Annotated in this window: 20 protein-coding genes; 13 read left to right on the top strand and 7 right to left on the bottom strand. The window is 71.4% G+C overall.

The features are described 5' to 3' along the window. Window positions 1–41: 41 nt before the first annotated feature. Window positions 42–740 (bottom strand): DinB family protein, encoded by a 699-nt coding sequence (locus tag AB0D99_RS23420; RefSeq protein ID WP_362365622.1) that lies wholly within the window; start codon window positions 738–740, stop codon window positions 42–44. A gap of 66 nt (window positions 741–806) precedes the next feature. Between AB0D99_RS23420 and AB0D99_RS23415 the strand changes: the two genes are divergently transcribed. Then, complete coding sequence (locus tag AB0D99_RS23415; RefSeq protein ID WP_362365395.1) at window positions 807–1541, top strand: Clp protease N-terminal domain-containing protein; 735 nt, start codon at window positions 807–809, stop codon at window positions 1539–1541. An 85-nt stretch (window positions 1542–1626) separates the two neighbouring features. On the opposite strand, the gene AB0D99_RS23410 is transcribed toward AB0D99_RS23415, so the two are convergent. The 3 genes from AB0D99_RS23410 to AB0D99_RS23400 all read right to left on the bottom strand — a co-directional run bounded on the left by AB0D99_RS23410 (window position 1627) and on the right by AB0D99_RS23400 (window position 4615). Next, complete coding sequence (locus AB0D99_RS23410) at window positions 1627–2175, bottom strand: hypothetical protein (RefSeq protein WP_362365392.1); 549 nt, start codon at window positions 2173–2175, stop codon at window positions 1627–1629. A gap of 61 nt (window positions 2176–2236) precedes the next feature. Continuing rightward, entirely contained in the window at window positions 2237–2884 is a 648-nt protein-coding gene (locus AB0D99_RS23405) for a DUF4328 domain-containing protein (RefSeq protein WP_362365389.1), read from the bottom strand. A gap of 120 nt (window positions 2885–3004) precedes the next feature. Next, window positions 3005–4615 (bottom strand): glycoside hydrolase family 20 protein, encoded by a 1611-nt coding sequence (locus tag AB0D99_RS23400; RefSeq protein ID WP_362365386.1) that lies wholly within the window; start codon window positions 4613–4615, stop codon window positions 3005–3007. Between the two features lie 239 nt (window positions 4616–4854). Here AB0D99_RS23400 and AB0D99_RS23395 point away from each other — a divergent pair, with 239 nt between their 5' ends. The 7 genes from AB0D99_RS23395 to AB0D99_RS23365 all read left to right on the top strand — a co-directional run bounded on the left by AB0D99_RS23395 (window position 4855) and on the right by AB0D99_RS23365 (window position 10795). After that, window positions 4855–5346, top strand: coding sequence for a 2-oxo-4-hydroxy-4-carboxy-5-ureidoimidazoline decarboxylase (locus AB0D99_RS23395; RefSeq protein ID WP_362365619.1), 492 nt, complete (start codon window positions 4855–4857; stop codon window positions 5344–5346). 192 nt (window positions 5347–5538) lie between these two features. Further along, entirely contained in the window at window positions 5539–5919 is a 381-nt protein-coding gene (gene sdhC, locus AB0D99_RS23390; RefSeq protein WP_189948009.1) for a succinate dehydrogenase, cytochrome b556 subunit, read from the top strand. Window positions 5920–5927: 8 nt separating this feature from the next. Then, window positions 5928–6404: a succinate dehydrogenase hydrophobic membrane anchor subunit gene (locus tag AB0D99_RS23385; protein WP_329116889.1), complete on the top strand. Its 477-nt coding sequence runs from the start codon at window positions 5928–5930 to the stop codon at window positions 6402–6404. Window positions 6405–6429: 25 nt separating this feature from the next. Further along, complete coding sequence (gene sdhA / locus AB0D99_RS23380; RefSeq protein ID WP_362365381.1) at window positions 6430–8184, top strand: succinate dehydrogenase flavoprotein subunit; 1755 nt, start codon at window positions 6430–6432, stop codon at window positions 8182–8184. Continuing rightward, window positions 8184–8942 (top strand): succinate dehydrogenase iron-sulfur subunit, encoded by a 759-nt coding sequence (locus AB0D99_RS23375; RefSeq protein ID WP_362365378.1) that lies wholly within the window; start codon window positions 8184–8186, stop codon window positions 8940–8942. Before sdhA ends, AB0D99_RS23375 begins: the two co-directional genes overlap by 1 nt. Window positions 8943–9039: 97 nt before the next feature. Next, a complete protein-coding gene (locus tag AB0D99_RS23370; RefSeq protein ID WP_362365375.1) occupies window positions 9040–9555 on the top strand; it encodes a hypothetical protein in 516 nt (171 codons plus the stop codon). 109 nt (window positions 9556–9664) lie between these two features. Then, entirely contained in the window at window positions 9665–10795 is a 1131-nt protein-coding gene (locus tag AB0D99_RS23365) for a serine hydrolase domain-containing protein (RefSeq protein ID WP_362365372.1), read from the top strand. Here AB0D99_RS23365 and AB0D99_RS23360 read toward each other — a convergent pair. Beyond that, window positions 10737–11294, bottom strand: coding sequence for a MarR family transcriptional regulator (locus tag AB0D99_RS23360; protein WP_362365369.1), 558 nt, complete (start codon window positions 11292–11294; stop codon window positions 10737–10739). The two genes, AB0D99_RS23365 and AB0D99_RS23360, sit on opposite strands and share 59 nt — an antisense overlap. Window positions 11295–11380: 86 nt before the next feature. Between AB0D99_RS23360 and AB0D99_RS23355 the strand changes: the two genes are divergently transcribed. Then, a complete protein-coding gene (locus AB0D99_RS23355; RefSeq protein WP_362365366.1) occupies window positions 11381–12613 on the top strand; it encodes an MFS transporter in 1233 nt (410 codons plus the stop codon). Window positions 12614–12659: 46 nt separating this feature from the next. Next, window positions 12660–15149 (top strand): DUF4132 domain-containing protein, encoded by a 2490-nt coding sequence (locus tag AB0D99_RS23350; protein ID WP_362365364.1) that lies wholly within the window; start codon window positions 12660–12662, stop codon window positions 15147–15149. Here AB0D99_RS23350 and AB0D99_RS23345 read toward each other — a convergent pair. Then, on the bottom strand, window positions 15121–15906 hold the full coding sequence (locus AB0D99_RS23345) for an alpha/beta fold hydrolase (RefSeq protein WP_362365616.1): 786 nt from the start codon (window positions 15904–15906) through the stop codon (window positions 15121–15123). The genes AB0D99_RS23350 and AB0D99_RS23345 overlap by 29 nt on opposite strands. Before the next feature lie 135 nt (window positions 15907–16041). On the opposite strand from AB0D99_RS23345, the gene AB0D99_RS23340 reads away from it, so the two are divergent. From AB0D99_RS23340 to AB0D99_RS23330, 3 genes are read left to right on the top strand one after another with little or no spacing between them, the layout of a single operon-like run. Then, window positions 16042–16491, top strand: a complete 450-nt coding sequence (locus tag AB0D99_RS23340) for a hypothetical protein (RefSeq protein WP_362365361.1) — start codon at window positions 16042–16044, stop codon at window positions 16489–16491. A 7-nt stretch (window positions 16492–16498) separates the two neighbouring features. Beyond that, complete coding sequence (locus tag AB0D99_RS23335; protein WP_362365358.1) at window positions 16499–16930, top strand: DCC1-like thiol-disulfide oxidoreductase family protein; 432 nt, start codon at window positions 16499–16501, stop codon at window positions 16928–16930. Between the two features lie 20 nt (window positions 16931–16950). Next, window positions 16951–17760 carry a TetR family transcriptional regulator gene (locus AB0D99_RS23330; protein ID WP_362365354.1) on the top strand — a complete coding sequence of 270 codons (810 nt, stop codon included), beginning with the start codon at window positions 16951–16953 and terminating at the stop codon, window positions 17758–17760. A 67-nt stretch (window positions 17761–17827) separates the two neighbouring features. Here AB0D99_RS23330 and AB0D99_RS23325 read toward each other — a convergent pair whose 3' ends face one another. After that, complete coding sequence (locus AB0D99_RS23325) at window positions 17828–19384, bottom strand: ABC transporter substrate-binding protein (protein ID WP_362365351.1); 1557 nt, start codon at window positions 19382–19384, stop codon at window positions 17828–17830. Window positions 19385–19617: the final 233 nt, after the last annotated feature.

Below are 19617 nucleotides of genomic sequence, written 5' to 3'. Positions count from 1 at the left end.
CGGCCCCGGGGAAACGTCACTGGTGCGCGAGGAACGTCCGCTCACACCGTCGTGTCGTGGGCCGCTCCCGGCTCTCTCGGCGCGGCGAACCAGCGCCAGGCGGTGCGCCGTTCGTGCCCGGGGAGCTCGCCCCTGCCGGTGGCCCACAGGAGGGTCGGCCAGCGGTCCGTGTCCGTGGGGGCGTCGGGGAAGAGCCGGGCGAGGACCTGGCCGCACAGGCCGGCCGGCGGATGGAACGGCACGCCGAGACCGGCGGCGACGTCATGGGTGTGGACGAGGGTCTCGACCATCCCCATGGCCGCGAAGCCCTCGGCGTCGGAGAGGCCGAAGCAGTGGTACGCGCGCCGGTCCGCGGGGACCGTGCGGACGACGGCGGCCAGCATCGCGCCGCACGACTCCAGGACCTGGAGCAGCCCGGTCGTGCCGGACCCGGGGTCGGCGTAGGTGACGTTGGCGGGGCCGCCCTCCCGGCGCCGCTCGACGAGGAAGGGCACCTCGGTGCCGAGGGCCGGCGCGTCGAGGCCGAGCTGGGCGGCGTAGGCGAAGAGGTCGTCGGCGAGGTGCTCGACGGTCTCCCAGCAGCTCCAGGTCAGCGTGGCCGCGGGACGCCGCCAGTCGGCGGCGGTGGTCGTGGCGGCGGCGCCGCGCAGGGTGGTGAGGGAGAGGCGGACGGCGTGCTGAAGGTCGTCGGCGGTGATGCCGGGTGCGGTGAGGCCGCTCGTCGTCGTCATGGCGGTCATCATGACGCCCGTCGAACTGTCAACCGAAGGTTGACACCTCAGGACTGTCAACCTAGGGTTGCCTCTATGACGAAACCAGTCGGCATGAACGTCCCCGTACGGCTCGACGACCTCATCGAAGCCATCAAGAAGACCAACACCGACGCGCTCGACCAGCTGTCGAACGCGGTGATGGCGGCGGACCACCTCGGCGACATCGCCGACCATCTGATCGGTCACTTCGTCGACCAGGCGCGACGCTCCGGCGCCTCCTGGACCGACATCGGCAGGAGCATGGGCGTCACCCGCCAGGCCGCCCAGAAGCGCTTCGTCCCCAAGGACCCGGACGCGGAGAAGATGGACCCGAACGCGGGGTTCAGCCGCTTCACCCCCCGCGCCAGGAACGTGGTGGTGGCCTCCCAGAACGAGGCCACGGCCGCGGGCAACGCCGAGATCGGGATCGGGCACGTGGCCCTCGGTCTGCTCGCCGAGCCCGAGGGCATCGCGATGCACTGGATCACCGCGCAGGGCGTGTCTCCGGAGGCGCTGCGCGAGGCGGTCACCCCGACGCTGCCCCCGGCGGCCGAGGAGGCGCCCGCGCTCACCCCGTACGACGCGGCGGCGAAGAAGGTCCTGGAACTGACCTTCCGCGAGGCACTCCGGCTCGGCCACGACTACGTCGGCACGGAGCACATCCTGCTGGCGCTGCTGGAGTACGAGGACGGCGACGGCGTCCTGACCGGCCTCGGCCTCGACAAGGAGCGGGCGGAGGGGGACATCACGGCGGCGATCGAGCAGCTCGCGGTGGACCCGAAGGGCTGACGACGCCGTGACGGCAGCGGCCGGGCACCCCGCGGGGGGTGCCCGGCCGAATCGTTTCCCCGGAGACACTCGGTCCTTCGGACCGTCAGGCCGTACGCGCCCGGCGGGAGACGACGGCGCGCAGCACGCGACCGCCCTCCGTGGAGAGCTCGCGGGCCCGGCGCAGACCGGTCGGCCCCTGCGCGACGGATTCGAGGACGGTCTCCTGGCGGCGCAGCTCACCGGCGAGGAGCGGACCGGCACCGGCCCCGTCCCCGGCCCGGCATCGCGCGATCGACTCGTCGGTGACCTCGGCCGCGTCGTACCGGCCGTGCAGGGCGAGCGCGGTGACGGAGCATCCGGAGGCCCAGGCCCGCAGCGGCTCCTCGGCCCACTCCGGGGGCGCGGCGTCCAGCATCTCCCGCACGAGACCGGCCGCGGCCCCGGCCTCGACGTCGCCGGCCAGCTCGACGCGGGCCTTGGCCATCGCCTCGCCCCAGGCCCCGCCGTCGCCACGCGCGACCGCCGCCCAGACGGGCCGCAGCACCTCCCCGCCCTCGGGGGCGAGCAGCGGCAGACACCGGTCCAGGCAGGCGAGCCCGGCGGCCGCCAGACTCCGCTCGTCGGCGCGGTCGATCAGTTCCAGCAGGCTCATCGGGGCCTCCCGTTGCGGACGCTGTACTTCCCTTACTGCGTCACTTGGCGCGATTACGTCACTACGCGGCCGGAATCATGCCAGTGGCCTTCGCGTGCTGCATAGAGGTCAGGCGGCGGACGAAGCGGATCGCGAGGACGATCGCCGTGATGTCCAGGGCGGCCGCCCCCATGAGAAGGCCGGCCCCCGCCGCGAACTCCTCGACCGTGTCGGCGTCGTCGTACACCGAGGTGGCGAAGAGGCTCACGGCGTCGGTCATGATCCAGAAGGCCCACCACCAGTTGAGCACCGCGAGCGACTCCCCTTCGCCCTTGCCGTCGCCGTACGGGTCCCGGCGGCTCGCCCGCCAGGTGCCGACCGCGACGCTCCGGGGCCACCAGAGGCTGGCGATCGGGACGAACCAGGCGCCGATGGCCCAGCCGGGCCCGCCGCGGTGCACGTCGGGCGCGAAGACCCCGGCGTTCTTGCGGACCCGGTGGAACCAGACGATGAAGACGACGGTGAGCGCCAGCTGGACGATCACCTGGAGCGCCGCCGCGACGTCGACCCCCATGTGGCCGAAGCCCTCGGGGTCGGGGTGGTCCTTCAGATCGCCGGTCATGAGGAGCCGTACGTCGACGGCGGCGGCGAAGAGCGCCGCGTCGGCCACTCCGAGCGCGGCGAGCAGCGTCACCACGGCGTACGACAGACCAACGGGATTGCGGAGCATGACGGAACGGACCCCACGGATGAGCGGTGCCTCTCCCCGAGGCACCAGGGCGGCCGGGCGGCCACCGCGCTGGGGACCGTATGCGACGCGGAAGATCCGCGTCCACGGGGAGAACCCCGGTCAGCCCCGCACCTTCACCGCCAGCGCCCGGAACTGGTCCCAGCTCATCGTCGGCGTCCGCGAGTCCCACAGCTTCTGCGCCGTCGCCGTCAGCGGCATCCGGATCCCGTCCGCCACCTGCGCCTGGGTCTGCGACTGGGACAGATCGCACCAGACCGCGAACCGGCCGCCCAGGATCTGGGACGCGTACCGCGCCGGGACCGGCGTCGTGCCGCGCAGCACGAGCGGGGTCCACTGCTCGTAGATGCGGCGGCCGGTGGGGTAGGTGAACTGGTTCGGCTCACCGAGCACGTAGTACAGGAACTCGTCGTTGAGGTTCACGACCCGGCGGCCCTCCTGGAGGTACTCGATCGGCGGCCGGGCCCCGATCTCCTTGCCGGTCCAGTACTCGACCTCGATGTCCTTGTCGGCGGTGACGACCCCGCCCCGGAAGAAGCCGTCGTTCCACGCCTTCGCCACCTTGCCGGTGGAGCGGACCACAGCCGCCCGGTCGTTGAGCCAGCCCTCCGCCAGGTCCTGGACGCCCGCCTGCGGTCCGTACTTCTGGCGCGCCGCCGTGGCCAGCTGCGGATAGGAGGCCGCCGGGTCGCGAACGGTCAGCGCCTGGTACTCGTCGGCGCCGACGTGGAACCAGCCGCCGGGGAAGAGCCCGGCGTACTCGCGCAGCAGTTCGTCGATGAGCTTCGCCGAGGCGGGCTTGGAGATGTCGATGGCGCCCTGGCGCGGAACCCCCTGGACATTGAGCAGCCGCAGCTCGGGATAGGCGCGCAGGACGGCGCCGAGGTGTCCGGGCGAGTCGATCTCGGGCACGACGGTGATGTGCAGGGTCTGCGCGAGCGCGAGGATGCGGCGCACCTCCGCCTTGGTGAGGTGCTGGGCCGACACGATCTCGGGGTGGGTGTCCGACTCGATCCGGAAGCCCTGGTCGTCGGAGAAGTGCAGACCGAACTGGTTGAGCTTGAGGTCGGCCATCTCCCTGAGCCGGGCCTCGATCCACTCCGCGGTGAAGAACTTGCGGGCGATGTCCAGGTTCAGCCCGCGCTGGGGCTTGGCGGGCGCGTCGGTGACGGTGCCCTCGGGCATCGCGCCCGAGCCGTTCACCGACTGCTTGAGCGTGCGGGTGCCGTAGAAGACGCCCGCCTGGTCGGGGCCGGTGATCCGGACCCGGTCGTCGCGGGTGGTGAGGGTGTACGACTCGGGGGCGCCCTTGCCGCCGAGCGCCAGCTCGACGTCGCCGGCGCGGGCCGCGACGGCCCCCCGGTAGGCGATCTTCAGCTCGCCGGCGAGCAGCCGGCCCTCGTCGGCCAGCCCCTCGCTGCCCTTCGCGATGACGACACCGGCCGCGGGCGCGGGGCGCCAGCCGGGCCCGCGTGCCGCCTCGTGGGTGCGGACGGCCGGGACGGTGAGCGGGGCGGTGGAGAGCGGGTACGTCCGGGTGGGCGTGGGGCTCGGCTCCGGGGCCGAGGTCGCCGACGAGGGCGTTCCGGCTCCCGACGAGGGGCCGCCGGGGGCGGCGGACGAACCGTCGGAGCAGGCCGTCACGGTGGCCAGTGCCACCGCGGCCGCGAGGAGGGTCGGGCCCACATGGGGCCCTCGTATGGCGTACCGCATCACTGCGAATCCTCCCCCAGGGAGCGAGGCGGGGCCATTCGGGGGCGTACGGCTGTTCCGAAACGTCACGCGTTCGTTCCGAAACTCTCCCTTCCGGGTGAAATTCGCGCATCCGTCGGACAGTTTCCCCTGCCCATCGATAACGTTGCGTCACACCCACCCCATCTTTCCCGGAGCCCACGCTGACCAGCGACACCCGTGCCTCTTCCCGGAACCTGGGCTCCGCCGCCACTCCCGCGATACCCGCCCAGCACGGCAGCCCCCCGCACCTCGCCGGCCTCAGGCGTTTCAACGTGGCCCCGGCCCCGCTCGCCCAGGAGCTGCTCCTGGCCTGCTGCCACAGCGGCCGCTGGGCCGAACGGGTGGCCGCGCACCGTCCGTACCCCACCGTCGACGCGCTGCTCGCCGCCGCCGACGAGGCCGGATACGACCTGTCCCGCGCCGAGCTCGACGAGGCGCTGGCCGCCGAGTCCTCGGCCGCGCCCCACCCCGACGCCCCGCCCGCGGCGCACACCGCCCTGCGGGCCGCCCACGCCGCGTACGAGAGCAGGTTCGGACACGCCTTCGTGATCAGCCTCGACGGCGTCCGCCCCGGTGAGCGCCTCGACCAGGTCCTCGCCGGCATCCGGTCACGACTCGGCAACGAACCCGAGGAGGAGCGGGTGATCGCCGCCGACGAGCTCCGCCGACTCGCCCGCGCCCGGCTCACCTTCCGCATCGCCGCCCTGTGAATCCGTCCGGAATGCGGCGATTCCCGCCCAGCCGATAGTCCGTCCGTGCCTCTTTGATCACACCTATGGACCCCGCGCGAACGAACCGACAAGTCGTCGCTACGATGACCGGGGCCGGTGGACCGTACCCGGCCGGGTCAGACCGACACTGAAGCCGGCCGACCCTGATCCCCGCTCCCGGAGGGTTTTTCCGTGCCGGCTGGAACGCTGTACCGCGGCCGGGAAGGAATGTGGTCCTGGGTGGCTCATCGAGTCACCGGCGTCCTCATCTTCTTCTTCCTGTTCGTACACGTGCTGGACACCGCTCTCGTCCGCGTCTCCCCCGAGGCCTACGACGAAGTGGTCGCCACGTACAAGACGCCGATCGTCGCACTCCTCGAGTACGGCCTGGTCGCCGCCATCCTCTTCCACGCGCTGAACGGCCTGCGGGTCATCGCCGTGGACTTCTGGTCCAAGGGCCCGCGCTACCAGAAGCAGATGCTCTGGACCGTCGTGGGCATCTGGGTCGTGCTGATGGCGGGTTCGATCTACCCCGTCCTCGGCCACGCCGCACGTGAACTGTTCGGGAGCTGACGCCAGACATGTCTGCTGACACCACTTCCGCGATCGGTCCCGTCGAGGGCGCGGCCCACTACGACGTGGACAACCCGGCCCCGTACATCGAGGCCCCCCGCAAGCGCACCGGCAAGACGCCGCGGGCGACCCGAGGCAACTTCGAGATGGCCGCGTGGCTCTTCATGCGCCTCTCGGGCATCGTCCTCGTGGTCCTGGTCCTCGGCCACCTGCTGATCCAGCTCTTCCTCGACGGCGGCGTCTCCAAGATCGGCTTCGCCTTCGTGGCCGGCCGCTGGGCGTCCCCGTTCTGGCAGGTCTGGGACCTGCTGATGCTCTGGCTCGCCATGCTGCACGGCGCCAACGGCCTCCGCACGGTCATCAACGACTACGCGGAGCGGGCCAACACGCGCCTGTGGCTCAAGGGCCTGCTGTACACCGCCACGGTGTTCACCATCCTTCTGGGCACGCTGGTGATCTTCACCTTCGACCCGAACATCCGCTAGGCACGGGGCAGAGGTAATCCACGTCATGAAGATCCACAAGTACGACACCGTCATCGTCGGGGCCGGTGGCGCCGGCATGCGCGCCGCCATCGAGGCGACGAAGCGCAGCCGCACCGCCGTGCTGACGAAGCTCTACCCCACCCGCTCCCACACGGGCGCCGCGCAGGGCGGCATGGCCGCCGCGCTCGCCAACGTGGAGGAGGACAACTGGGAGTGGCACACCTTCGACACGGTCAAGGGCGGTGACTACCTGGTCGACCAGGACGCCGCCGAGATCCTGGCGAAGGAGGCCATCGACGCCGTCCTCGACCTGGAGAAGATGGGTCTGCCGTTCAACCGGACCCCGAACGGCACCATCGACCAGCGTCGCTTCGGCGGCCACTCCCGCAACCACGGCGAGGCGCCGGTCCGCCGGTCCTGCTACGCCGCGGACCGCACCGGCCACATGATCCTCCAGACGCTGTACCAGAACTGCGTCAAGGAGGGCGTGGAGTTCTTCAACGAGTTCTACGTCCTGGACCAGCTGATCACCGAGGTCGACGGCGTCAAGAAGTCCGCCGGCGTCGTCGCGTACGAGCTGGCCACCGGTGAGATCCACATCTTCCAGGCCAAGGCCGTGATCTACGCCTCCGGCGGCACGGGCAAGTTCTTCAAGGTGACCTCCAACGCGCACACGCTGACGGGTGACGGCCAGGCGGCCTGCTACCGCCGCGGCCTGCCGCTGGAGGACATGGAGTTCTTCCAGTTCCACCCGACGGGCATCTGGCGCATGGGCATCCTGCTGACGGAGGGCGCCCGTGGTGAGGGCGGCATCCTCCGCAACAAGGACGGCGAGCGCTTCATGGAGAAGTACGCGCCGGTCATGAAGGACCTCGCGTCCCGTGACGTCGTCTCCCGCTCCATCTACACGGAGATCCGCGAGGGCCGCGGCTGCGGTCCCGAGGGCGACCACGTCTACCTGGACCTGACGCACCTTCCGCCGGAGCAGCTCGACGCCAAGCTCCCGGACATCACCGAGTTCGCCCGTACGTACCTCGGCATCGAGCCCTACACGGACCCGATCCCGATCCAGCCGACCGCGCACTACGCCATGGGCGGCATCCCGACCAACGTCGAGGGTGAGGTCCTCAGCGACAACACCACCGTCGTCCCGGGTCTGTACGCGGCCGGCGAGGTCGCCTGCGTCTCCGTGCACGGCGCCAACCGTCTGGGCACCAACTCGCTGCTCGACATCAACGTCTTCGGCAAGCGCTCCGGCATCGCCGCCGCCGAGTACTCCGCCAAGAGCGACTTCGTCGAGCTTCCGGAGAACCCGGAGTCGCTCGTCGTCTCGCTGATCGAGAAGCTGCGCAGCTCCACGGGCAACGAGCGGGTGGCCGACATCCGCCGCGAGCTCCAGGAGACGATGGACGCCAACGTGATGGTGTTCCGCACCGAGCAGACGATCAAGACGGCCGTCGAGAAGATCGCCGAGCTGCGCGAGCGCTACGAGAACGTGTCCATCCAGGACAAGGGCAAGCGCTTCAACACGGACCTCCTCGAGGCGATCGAGCTGGGCAACCTGCTCGAACTGGCCGAGGTCATGGCGGTCTCCGCCCTGGCGCGCAAGGAGTCCCGCGGCGGTCACTACCGCGAGGACTACCCGAACCGCGACGACGTCAACTTCATGCGCCACACCATGGCGTACCGCGAGGTCGGCGAGGACGGCTCCGAGACCGTCCGTCTCGACTACAAGCCGGTCGTCCAGACCCGCTACCAGCCGATGGAGCGTAAGTACTGATGGCTACCCCCGTACTGGACAAGGTCGAGGCGGAGTCCGCCGCCTCTCCGTACATCACGATCACGATGCGCATCCGGCGCTTCAACCCCGAGGTGTCGGACGCCGCGGTCTGGGAGGACTTCCAGATCGAGATCGACCCCAAGGAGCGCGTGCTCGACGCCCTCCACAAGATCAAGTGGGACGTCGACGGCACGCTGACCTTCCGCCGCTCGTGCGCGCACGGCATCTGCGGCTCGGACGCGATGCGGATCAACGGCAAGAACAGGCTCGCCTGCAAGACGCTGATCAAGGACATCAACCCCGAGAAGCCGATCACCGTCGAGGCCATCAAGGGCCTCACGGTGCTGAAGGACCTCGTGGTCGACATGGAGCCCTTCTTCCAGGCGTACCGGGACGTCATGCCGTTCCTGGTCACCAAGGGCAACGAGCCGACGCGCGAGCGTCTGCAGTCGGCCGAGGACCGCGAGCGCTTCGACGACACCACCAAGTGCATCCTCTGCGCCGCGTGCACGTCGTCCTGCCCGGTCTTCTGGAACGACGGCCAGTACTTCGGTCCGGCCGCGATCGTCAACGCGCACCGCTTCATCTTCGACTCGCGTGACGAGGCGGGCGAGCAGCGCCTGGAGATCCTGAACGACAAGGACGGCGTGTGGCGTTGCCGCACCACGTTCAACTGCACGGACGCCTGCCCGCGTGGCATCGAGGTCACGAAGGCGATCCAGGAAGTGAAGCGCGCGCTGATCACGCGCCGCTTCTGACACCTGGTCACTGCGGGGAAGCCCGCTTCTGTACGCTCAGCGTGCAGAAGCGGGCTTTTTCGTCAGCGGGCTTTTTCGTGATGGAGGACGGGGAGAGATGAGCGAGCCGAACCCCTACAAGGACAGCGGCGAGTACCAGTGGGGTCCCGACCAGCAGGCGGGGACGCCCGGTTACGGGTATCCGCAGCCGGTACCGGGGCAGCAGTACCAGCCGACGCTGCCGGGCGTTCCGGTCCCGCCGCAGCATCCTCCGGCGATGCAGGGCGGCGGGGCGCCGGTGCTGAGCCTCGGGGACATCACCGTGGTCGGGGACCAGATCATCACTCCGGCCGGGGCGATGCCGCTCAAGGGCGCGGTGTGGAACGCGATGGACATGTCGCGGACCGAGGAGAAGATGCCGACGGTCGCGATCGTGCTGGCCGTCATCTTCTTCATCTTCTGCCTGCTGGGCCTGCTGTTCCTGCTCATGAAGGAGAAGACGACCACCGGCTTCATCCAGGTCACGGTGACCAGTGGCGGCCGGCACCACGCCACGATGATCCCGGCGACCGGACCGGACACCATGCACCGCGTGATGGCGCAGCTCAACTACGCGCGCTCGCTGAGCATGTAGCGCTCACCGCGCAGGGGCTGCCGGACGTCGGTCCCTTCCGGGTCGCTTCGGGGGTCGGCCAGGGTCTTCCCCGATGGGTCGGGGGACCGGCCGGCGGGATGCTCGGTCCATGACGAACTCACGTATCAGCAGGTCGGGTTGGGCGATGACGGCGGCGGCGGGGGCCGCCCTCGTCGGCGTGCTCGCGGCGACCGTGCCGGCCACGGCGGCGACCCCGGGCGCGCGCACGGCACCGTCGGCGGCGCCCCCGGCCGCGATCTCGGTCACGGCACCGCCCGTGGCACACGGCGCGCCGGGCGGGACCCTCGACCGGGCCGCGCTGCGGGCCGCCCTCGCCGGGCTGCCCGACGACCATGTGCGCGGGGCGATGGTCAAGGTCTCCGGGCGCGACGGGCGGTGGACCGGGACCTCGGGCGAGTGGACGGCACCGGCGGACGCGCGCTTCCCCGTCGGCAGCGTCACCAAGCTCTTCACCTCGGCCGTGGCGCTCCAACTCGTCGGCGAGGGACGGCTGTCGCTGGACGACACCGTGCAGGAGCTGCTGCCCGGCCTGCTGCCCTCCTCGTACGCGCCCATCACCGTCGGGCAGTTGCTGAGCCACACCAGCGGTCTGCAGAAGCCCGAGTGCTACCGGCCCGGGACGCCGCTGGAGAGCGTGACCTCCGCGCTGTCCTGCGGCACCCCGACGGCTCCCGGCGCGACCGTCCGGTACAACGGCGTCAACTACTTCATCGTCGGTCTGATCGTCGAGAAGGTGACGGGCCGGACGTACGGCTCGGAGCTCTGCGACCGGGTGCTGCGCCCGCTGCGCCTGCGCGACACCTCGCTCCCCGCCGACGACGTGGCCTGGGCCGAGGGAGGCATGGTCTCCACCGCCCCCGACCTCACGCGCTTCATGAACTCCCTGCTCCGGGGCGATCTGCTGGCGCCCGCCGAGCGGAGGCTGCTGTCGACGACTCCGCCGATACCCGGCGCGGACTTCAGCTACGGCGGCCTGACGCGGATCCGGCTGCCCGGAGGCGGCCCGCTGGTCTGGGGCAAGACCGGCACCAACCACGGCCACACGAGCGGGGTGTTCGCGACTCCGGACCTGGACCGGGTGGTGGTGTACTCCACGCTGCCGACCGGCGAGGACGTGGACCAGGAGGTGGCCCGGGTCATCCGGATCGCCCAGGCGGGGTTCAAGGGGTACGAGGAGCGCCGGGGGAAGCGTCCGGCGGCGCCTCTGCCACGATCATGATCCGGCGGAGCAGGTCGTTGAGGAGGGTGCGTTCGCCCTCGTCGAGGACGCCGAGGAGGCGGTACTCCTCGTGACCGAGGACGTCCATCGCGCCGAGCCAGGTCTCGCGGCCCGAGGCGGTGAGTTCGACGACGACCCGGCGGCGATCGGCCGTGGACTGGGTGCGGCGGACGAAACCGCGCTTCTCCAGGGCGTCGAGGCGGCCGGTGACCGAGGCGGGGGCGAGGTCGAGGTCCTGGGCCAGTTCGGAGGGCGCGGCGCTGCCGCCGCGGCCCGCGAGCTTGTGGAGGGTGTCGAACTCGTACCGCTCCAGGTCGAAGTCCACGAGGGACTGTTCGCGCACCCGCCGCAGATGGACGGAGAGCTTCTTCATCCGGGTGACGGCACCCTCCACGACCGGGTCGAGACCGGGCAGCACCGGCTGCCACTGGGCCACGTGCGCGTCGGTCCAGTCCCGCTGCGTCTGCCCCGAAGGCTCGGAGGGCTCGGTCGACTCCATGGGTCGATCGTACGTCGACATCGCGAGTCCTTCGACGTCGAATATTTCGTTGACGAATCATTCGGTACCGAAATACTCTCATGGTCATGCCTTCGGCCCCCTCCGACACGGCACCCGTGTCCGCGCCCTCCCCCGTCCCGCACCCGCTGCGCAGCCGCTCGTTCCGGCTGCTCTTCACCGCCCGGACCCTGTCCCTCCTCGGCGACGCCGCGATCCCCGCCGCTCTCGCCATCGCCGTCTGGGAGGCCACCGGCTCGTCCTCCGCGCTCGCGCTCGTCCTGGCCTGCGCGATGGTCCCCAAGCTGGTCCTGCTGCCGGTGGGCGGAGTCGTCGGCGACCGCTTCAACGCCCGCACGGTCGCCCTGACGACCGACCTCGTCCGGTGCGCGACCCAACTCCTCGTCGGCGCGCAACTGCTGAGCGGCAGCCCGTCCCTCTGGGTCATCGCCGCCGCCGAGGTCCTCGGCGGCGCGGCCGGCGCGTTCTCGATGCCGACCGGGTCGCCCCTCGTCAAGGGGACCGTGGCCCCGGAGGCCCTGCAGCGCGCCAACGCGGCCATGAGCATCGCCAAGAGCGCCACCCGTATCGGCGGACCGGCCCTCGCCGGCACGTTGGTCCTCACGGCGGGCGCCGGGTGGGCCTTCGTCCTGGACGCGGCGACGTTCGCGATCAGCGCCCTGCTGCTCCTCGCCGTACGGGTCGAGCGGGTGCCGATCCCCCGCCGCTCGCTGCGCGCCGACCTCAAGGAGGGCTGGCAGGAGGTCAGGTCCCGCGACTGGTACTGGACCAGCCTCGTCGGCCACAGCGCCTGGAACGGCGCGGCGGCCGTCCTGATGACCCTCGGCCCGTCGATCGCGCTCGGCCGGCTGGGCGGCGAGGAGGTCTGGTTGGCACTCGTCCAGACCGGCGCGGTGGGCCTGCTGCTGGGCTCGCTGCTCGCCCACCGCGCGCGCCCCCGGCGCCCGGTCCTCACGGCCAACCTCGGCCTCGCCACGTACGCCCTGCCGCTGGTGCTGCTCGCCCTGCCCGCCCCCGCGCCGGTGACGATCGCCGCCTACGGCATCGCCCAGGCCGGCCTGGGCTTCCTCTCCCCCGTCTGGGAGACAGCCGTCCAACGGGCCATCCCCGCGCACACACTGGCCCGTGTCACGTCCTACGACTGGCTGCTCTCCCTGGCCGCCATGCCGCTCGGCTACGCCCTGGCCCCGCTCGCCGCCTCCGCCTGGGGCCCCGAGGTCCCGCTGATCGCCGCCGCGGTGCTGGTCGGCGGCTGCTGCCTGGGGACGGCGCTGGTTCCGGGGGTACGGAACTTCCGCTGAGGGGCGGGAGCGCGCGCTGTCGGTGGTGTCCCCTACCGTCATACGCATGGTGGGGACCACGAGCGTGAAGAGCGGGCTGGCAGCGGCACTGGAGGCAGGCCGGGTCCGGGAGTTCCTGAACGGACTGGACCCGGCGGGGCGACGGGAGAGCGCGCTGCTGCTCCACCGGACGATGTGCCGCCGCGACGATCCGGTCGTGGCGAGCGCGCTGGATCATCTCGCCGGCCAGCGACTCGGCTGGTCGACGGACGAGTCGCAGGTGCTGCTCGCGCGGCTGATGGGGAACGACGCCGAGGTCGCTCCGCACGAGCTGGAGGGCAGGTTCAGGGCGCTCGCGCCGATAGCGCTGTCGGCCGCCGAGCAGGCCGAGGAGTTCGATCGACCCCGGGTTCGGGCGCTGCGCCGTACCGCCGAGCACCTCCGCGTCCATCAGAGCGACGAGTTCACCGCCGTACGCGACCGGATCGACGCGCTGCTGCGTCGCGAGACGCCGGTCTTCGAGGGCCGATTGCCGCGGCATCTGCTCGACGCCCATGACGACTACGGACCCGCGATGCGGGCCGCGCTTGCGGAGCTGCTCGCGGGGCCGGGAGCGACGGCGTTCCTCGCGCACTGTGCCCTCGTCGACAAGGTCAAGGTCACCAGGACCTGGCGCAGGCAGGCATCGGCCCTTGTCGCGGAGACGGATTCCGGTGCGGAGCTGGTGCGGCGGCTGCTTGAGGGGATCGCCGCGCAGCCCGAGCACGCGGTCACCGATCTCAACCCCTGGGGGATGAAAGGCCGGGGCCTCCTGGGCGAAGGCAACACGTGCCTCGTGCGAGGACTGCTGTGGACGGCCCTCGATCTGGACGCGGGCTGGACCGTCCCGCTGACCGGCGCCATCGCGCTCCACGCGGGCACGGGGCTCGGCGGATCGGGCGGCGAGTGCCGCAGCCGGCCGCTGGCCACCACCGCCGTCGCCGTCCTCGGGGCCTGCGAGGGAGAGCGGGCCGGCGACGCCGTCCAGTGGCTCGGGCGGCTCAAGGGCAAGGTGCTCAACAGGACGGTCGCCAAGGGCATCGCCAAGGCCCTGGAGGCCGTCGCCGGACGGGCCGGGCTCACGCCCGCGATGCTGCGCGAGCGCGGGGTGCCGACGCACGGGCTCGACGGGCGCGGAATGCGGGAGGAGGCGCTCGGGGAGTACACGGCCGTGCTCCGCGCGCAGGAGCCGGGCGTGGCCTCGCTGTCGTTCCTGGGCCCCCAGGGCAGGGTGCTGAAGTCGGCGCCCAAGGCGATCCGGGAGGGGTACGGCGAGCGACTGGCGCCGCTCCGCGCCGCGTCGAAGGAGCTCCGGACCCTGCTGGCCCTGGAGCGGGCGCGCCTGGAGGAACACCTGGCGGCGGGCACGATCTGGCCGGCGGGCGACTGGGAGCGCTACTACATCGACCACCCCGTGACCGGTACCGTCTCCCGCGCGCTGCTGTGGGAGGTCTCGCCGGACGCCGACGAGCGCTGGACGGCCGGGGTGCCGGAGCGGACAGCCGGCGGCTGGGCCCTGGCCGGGGCGGACGGCACGGCGGTCCCGGTCTCCCCCGGGTCCCGGCTGCGCCTGTGGCATCCGATCCGGTCCGAGGCCGAGGAAGTGGGCGAGTGGCGGGCCGAGCTGACGGAGCGGGAACTGCGCCAGCCGTTCAAGCAGGTCTTCCGCGAGGTCTACCCCCTCGGCCCGGCCGAGGGGGCGGCCGGCTCCGGCTCGCCCCGATTCGCCGGGCACGTCCTGCGCTACGGCCAGGCCCGCGCGCTGATGACAGAGCGCGGCTGGACCGGTGACGCCCTCGGGTACTTCGGGGACAGCGGCTCCTCCGAGATGACGCGGGACCTGCCGCGCCCGGGGGATCTGCCGGTCGACGAGGGGGTGTTCCTGCGGGCCCGGTTCCTGGTCGAGCTGGTCGACGCGGGCGCCTCCGGCGACGGGGTCGCCGCGCTCTGCTCCACCGGCCCGGTCCGCTTCGAGCGCCGCGCCGCCTCGGCCGGGGCGCGGGGGGCCTGGGAGCGGGTCGCACCGGCCGACGTACCGGCGCTCCCGCTGTCGGAGGCGCTGCGGGACGTCGACCTGTTCGTGGGGGTGGCGTCGATCGGCGCGGACCCGGAGTGGCGGGACCGCGAGGACGAGCGGGCGTACGACGGATACCGGCAGAGCTGGTCGTCGGGCGAGCTCACCGCTGCGGCGCGGATCCGCCGGGAGACGCTGGCCCGGCTGCTGCCGCGCACCGGCATCGCCGACCGGACGGAGCTGACGGAGCGGTTCCTGCGGGTCCGCGGCGAGCTCCGGGCGTACCGGATCCATCTGGGCTCGGGCGTCGTCCTGATGGAGCCGGAGGACGCCCTGCTGCACATCGAGCCGGGCCGCTCGCCGCAGGCCCCGGAGAGGGTGTTCCTGCCGTACGAGGAGGAGGGCGGGACGCTGTCGGTGATCCTCTCGAAGGCGTTCCTGCTCGCCGCCGACGCGGAGATCACCGACCGCGCGATCAGTTCACGGATACGCCGGGGGCTCTGACCTCGGCCAGGAAGCCGGCGAGCAGCGCGCCCGTCTCCTCCGGGCGCTCCAGGGCGGGGAGATGGGCCGCCCACTCCAGCTCGACGTGGCGGGCGCCGGGGATCAGCGTCGCGAGGCGCGCCGACATCTCCCGGAAGTCGGGCACGTCATGGGCTCCGGAGACGACCAGGCACGGGACGTCGATCCCGGTCAGCTCCGCCGACGTCACCCCGGCGTCGCCCCGCTCGAACTCCTCGGGGGCGGCGAGCTGTACGTCGAAGGCGCGGCGCTGCATCACCCGCACCCGCTCGCGGGCCTCGTCGTCGGCCTCCGGTCCGAGCCAGGTGTCGACGTTGAGGGCGACCGCCCCGTCCACGTCACCGGCTTCGAGCAGCTCGTCCTCGCGGCGGCCCCAGGCGCGCAGCTCGTCGCTCGGGTCGAAGTCGGGTATGCCGGAGCAGAGCAGCGCGAGCGCGGAGACGCGGCCGGCGTGGCGGACCGCGGTCTCCAGGGCGACCTCGCCGCCGAAGGACGAGCCGACGAGGGCGGCCCGTTCGACGCCGAGGGCGTCGAGGAGTTCCACGACCTCGTCGCAGTGGGTGAACGAGCGGTCGACAGGGGTCTCGCCGAAGCCGCGGAGGTCGCAGCGCACCACGCGGTGACCGGCGGCGGCCAGTGCCGCGAACTGCGCGTCCCACATCCTCCGATCGCAGACGCCGGAGTGGAGCAGGACAACTATGGAAGGGCCTTCACCGGCCACGTCATGGAAGAGCATCAGCAGCCACTCTAGGCGGCCGGCGCCCCGACCGCCCCGGGATTTCCCGCCCGCCCCCACCCCCTGGTTGAACATGTTCAAACGAGGGTCTACAGTCATGACTGCCAGCTTTTGAACGCGTTCAAAGGAGCGTGGGGCATGGACCTCACTGTCGTCGCGTACATCGTCTATCTGCTGATCAGCGTGGCTCTGACCATCTGGGTCGCCCGCACACTCAGCCGCAACGGAAGGGTGTTCCTCTCCGACGTCCTGCACGGGAACGAGAAGCTCGCCGATGCCGTGAACCACCTCCTGGTGGTGGGGTTCTACCTCGTCAACTTCGGCTTCGTCGCCCTCTACCTCAGCCAGGACGAGGCCGTGGCCGACGCCCGGTCGCTCTTCGAGGCCCTCTCGGTCAAGCTCGGCGTGGTGCTCCTCGTCCTCGGCGTGATGCACCTCGCCAACGTCTACGTCCTCAACAAGATCCGTCGCCGGGGAGTGATGGAGCGCGAGCAGGTCCCGCCGGTGCCCCCGCAGGGCTGGACCCGGCAGTCCGGCAGCGGCGGCCCCTGGGCACCGCCCGCCACGGGCGCGAGCGCCGGCGCGTGAACCGGCCATGACGACGCCGACCGGACGACCGGTCACACCGGTGCACCGCCTGACCGTGCTGTACGACGCCGACTGCTCGCTCTGTGTCCATCTGCGGCACTGGCTCATGCGGCAGCGGCAGCTCGTCCCGCTCGACCTCGTCCCCGCCGCCTCCCAGGAGGCCCGGCGCCGCTTCCCCGGCCTCGACCACGGCTCCACCCTGAAGGAGATCACCGTGATCGGGGACCGGGGGCAGATCTACCGCGCCGCGTCCGCCTGGATCGTCTGCCTCTGGGCACTGGCCGACCACCGGGCCAAGGCCCACTGGCTGGCCACCCCGGCCGGGCAGCCCCTCGCCCGGGCGACCGTCCTGGCCGCCGCCACGTGGCGCGAGGCGATCAGGGGCGACGGACCGGCCTGCGAGGACGGGCACTGCGAAGTGCCCGGCGTGCCCGGCTAGGCTCGGGCACTGTGAAGGACGTGAAGGAAGTGCACCCCGCAGAGACCGGCGAGCCCGCCTCCGGGGCCAAGGCCCCGGCGAAGGCCGCGAAGAGCGAACAGACCCGCACGCTCATCCTCGAAACCGCGCTCCGGCTCTTCAAGGAGCGCGGCTACGACAAGACGACGATGCGGGCCATCGCCCAGGAGGCAGGGGTCTCCGTCGGCAACGCGTACTACTACTTCGCCTCCAAGGAACACCTCGTCCAGGGCTTCTACGACCGCATCGCCGAGGAGCACCAGACCGCCGTCGCCGACGTCCTCGACGGCGGCGAGAAGGACCTCACGGCCCGCATCCGCGGGGTCCTCCTCGGCTGGCTCGACATCGCCGAGCCGTACCACGAGTTCGCGGCCCAGTTCTTCAAGAACGCGGCCGACCCGGACAGCCCGCTCAGCCCGTTCTCCCCGGAGTCGGAGGGCCCGCGCGAGGCCGCGATCGAGGTCCACCGCAGGGTCATCTCGGGGGCCGACGTCAAGGTCGACCCCGAACTGGCCGAGCCGCTGCCCCAGTTGCTCTGGCTCCAGCAGATGGGGCTGGTCCTCTTCTGGGTGTACGACCGGTCCGAGGGCTGCGCCAACAGCCGGCGGCTGGTCGAGCGGCTCGCTCCGGTCACCGCCCGGGCGATCTCGCTCTCCCGCTTCCGGCTGCTGCGCCCTCTGGTCCGCGAGACGCACGACCTGCTCGCCGACTTCATGCCGACGGCGGCCGGCATGGCGGCCTCGGGCAAGCCCAAGCGGGCCACCCCGAAGACGAAGACGTCCAAGGAGAGGACGGCCGGGGAGAAGGACTGACGCTCCGCACACGCGCCGAGGGCCCCGAGTCGCAGGTCGACTCGGGGCCCTCGGCCTCAGCGGGCGGTCAGATCCAGCTCAGTTCCCACAGCCGCCAGATCCCGGTGCCGTCGGTCAGGTACTGGGAACCCGCGACGTCGGCCGTCGCCAGGACGTAGTCCTTCTTCTGCCACAGCGGCACCAGCGGCACGTCGGCCGCCACCTGCTCCTGGATGGCTTCGAAGTCGTTGGCGGCCGCCGCCCGGTCGCTGTACTGCTGCGTGGCGGAGATCAGCTGGTCGATCTTGCCGCTCGCGAAGCCGTTGTGCATCGCGTTGCCCGTCCCCACGAGCGGGGCGGTGAAGCTGTCGGAGTCCGGGAAGTCGGGGAGCCAGCCGACGGGGTACGCGTCGTAGTCGCCCTTCACGTACGCCTGCTGGAAGTCCTTCCACTCCGCCTCGACGAGCTTCACCTTGAACAGCCCGGTGGCCTCCAGCTGCCGCTTCATCTCGGCCGCCTCGGCGCCGTAGGTGGCGTCCTTGCGGTAGCCGAGGGTGAAGGAGACCGGGGTCTCGATGTCGGCGTCCTCCAGCAGGCCCTCCGCCTTGTCCCGGGACGGCTCGGGGTACCTGTCGTAGAACGAAGTGCTGTGGCCGTTGAAGCCCTGCGGGATGAGGGAGTACAGCGGCTCGACCGTGTCGTGGTAGGCGCCGGTGACGATCGCCGGGCGGTCGATGACCGCGGCGACGGCCTGCCGGACCGCCTTCTTCGCCATCGGCGACGGGGACTTCACGTTGAAGTAGAGATTGCGGATCTCGGCGGTCTGCGCCTCGGTGATCCGGGCCGTGTCCTTCTCGGTCCCCAGCCGGGAGAGGAACTCCGGCGGCATCTGCCGGTGCGTGACGTCGACCTGCTTGGTGTTCCAGGCGGAGGCGAGCTCCTCGGACTCGGTGAAGTACCGGACGACGACCGGTCCGCCGGTCTTGCCGACCGCGCCCCGGTAGTTCGGGTTCGGTTCGAGACGGGCGCTCTCACCGGGCTTGTACTCCTTGAGGACGTACGGCCCCGAGCCCTCGACCGTGGTGCCCTCCCGCAGCTTCTTCTCCGGGTACTGGGTGCGGTCGACGATCGACCCGGCGCCCGTCGCCAGCTTCAGCGGGAAGGTGGCGTCCCGGCCGCTCAGGCTGAAGGTGACGGTCCGGCCCTCGGCCACGACCTTCTTCAGGGTCGGGAAGAGCGGGGCGGGGCCGACGTCGGCCTTGATGCCCAGCATCCGGTCGAAGGAGTACTTGACGTCCTCGGCGGTGACCTTGCGGCCGTTGGCGAAGGTGAGGTCGTCACGGAGGTCGCACGCGTACGTGGTGAGCGTGGTCCCGACGAACTTGCAGCTCTCGGCGGCGTCGGGGACGGGTGTGGTGAAGCCCGGCTTGAACGTCAGCAGCGACTGGAAGACGTTGCTGTACATCGCCCAGGAACCGGCGTCGTACGCGCCCGCCGGGTCGAGCGAGGACACCTCGTCGGTGGTACCGACGGTGATGGGGTCCTTCCGGACGTCGTCGGAGGGAAGGAGCTGCCAGCCTCCCACCCCGGCGGCCACCAGAACTCCACAAGTGATGAGGATCCGCAGACGGATCGTCGACCGCATCGCCGTGCTTCCTTTTTTCGTGCCCACCCCTGGCGCGGCGGCGCCCAGCCATGCCGCGATGGCGCCACCCAATCACACGGATTTCACATGTGGAAGAGTAAACCTTCACACTGCACGCATATGTCCGGGATAGAGGGACTTACGCCCACCCGCCACACCTGGTTCCGCCCCGGAGGGGCCCCGATGTCCCAACCGACGCCCGTCGCCGGCCTCGGCGTCCGGCATCCGTCGCC

The organism is Streptomyces sp. NPDC047971 (genome assembly GCF_040653355.1).
In the GTDB taxonomy this organism is placed as follows: Bacteria; Actinomycetota; Actinomycetes; order Streptomycetales; family Streptomycetaceae; genus Streptomyces.
Note: the sequence above shows the minus strand (reverse complement) of the source record. Positions and strands in the feature narration are given on the sequence as shown.

Excerpts from the sequence above, each read along its gene's own strand:
- AB0D99_RS23420 (WP_362365622.1), bottom strand. The coding sequence starts at position 740 with ATGACCGCCATGACGACGACGAGCGGCCTCACCGCACCCGGCATCACC.
- AB0D99_RS23415 (WP_362365395.1), top strand. The coding sequence starts at position 807 with ATGACGAAACCAGTCGGCATGAACGTCCCCGTACGGCTCGACGACCTC.
- AB0D99_RS23410 (WP_362365392.1), bottom strand. The coding sequence starts at position 2,175 with ATGAGCCTGCTGGAACTGATCGACCGCGCCGACGAGCGGAGTCTGGCG.
- AB0D99_RS23405 (WP_362365389.1), bottom strand. The coding sequence starts at position 2,884 with ATGCTCCGCAATCCCGTTGGTCTGTCGTACGCCGTGGTGACGCTGCTC.
- AB0D99_RS23400 (WP_362365386.1), bottom strand. The coding sequence starts at position 4,615 with ATGCGGTACGCCATACGAGGGCCCCATGTGGGCCCGACCCTCCTCGCG.
- AB0D99_RS23385 (WP_329116889.1), top strand. The coding sequence starts at position 5,928 with ATGTCTGCTGACACCACTTCCGCGATCGGTCCCGTCGAGGGCGCGGCC.
- sdhA (WP_362365381.1), top strand. The coding sequence starts at position 6,430 with ATGAAGATCCACAAGTACGACACCGTCATCGTCGGGGCCGGTGGCGCC.
- AB0D99_RS23375 (WP_362365378.1), top strand. The coding sequence starts at position 8,184 with ATGGCTACCCCCGTACTGGACAAGGTCGAGGCGGAGTCCGCCGCCTCT.
- AB0D99_RS23370 (WP_362365375.1), top strand. The coding sequence starts at position 9,040 with ATGAGCGAGCCGAACCCCTACAAGGACAGCGGCGAGTACCAGTGGGGT.
- AB0D99_RS23365 (WP_362365372.1), top strand. The coding sequence starts at position 9,665 with ATGACGAACTCACGTATCAGCAGGTCGGGTTGGGCGATGACGGCGGCG.
- AB0D99_RS23360 (WP_362365369.1), bottom strand. The coding sequence starts at position 11,294 with ATGGAGTCGACCGAGCCCTCCGAGCCTTCGGGGCAGACGCAGCGGGAC.
- AB0D99_RS23355 (WP_362365366.1), top strand. The coding sequence starts at position 11,381 with ATGCCTTCGGCCCCCTCCGACACGGCACCCGTGTCCGCGCCCTCCCCC.
- AB0D99_RS23350 (WP_362365364.1), top strand. The coding sequence starts at position 12,660 with ATGGTGGGGACCACGAGCGTGAAGAGCGGGCTGGCAGCGGCACTGGAG.
- AB0D99_RS23340 (WP_362365361.1), top strand. The coding sequence starts at position 16,042 with ATGGACCTCACTGTCGTCGCGTACATCGTCTATCTGCTGATCAGCGTG.
- AB0D99_RS23335 (WP_362365358.1), top strand. The coding sequence starts at position 16,499 with ATGACGACGCCGACCGGACGACCGGTCACACCGGTGCACCGCCTGACC.
- AB0D99_RS23325 (WP_362365351.1), bottom strand. The coding sequence starts at position 19,384 with ATGCGGTCGACGATCCGTCTGCGGATCCTCATCACTTGTGGAGTTCTG.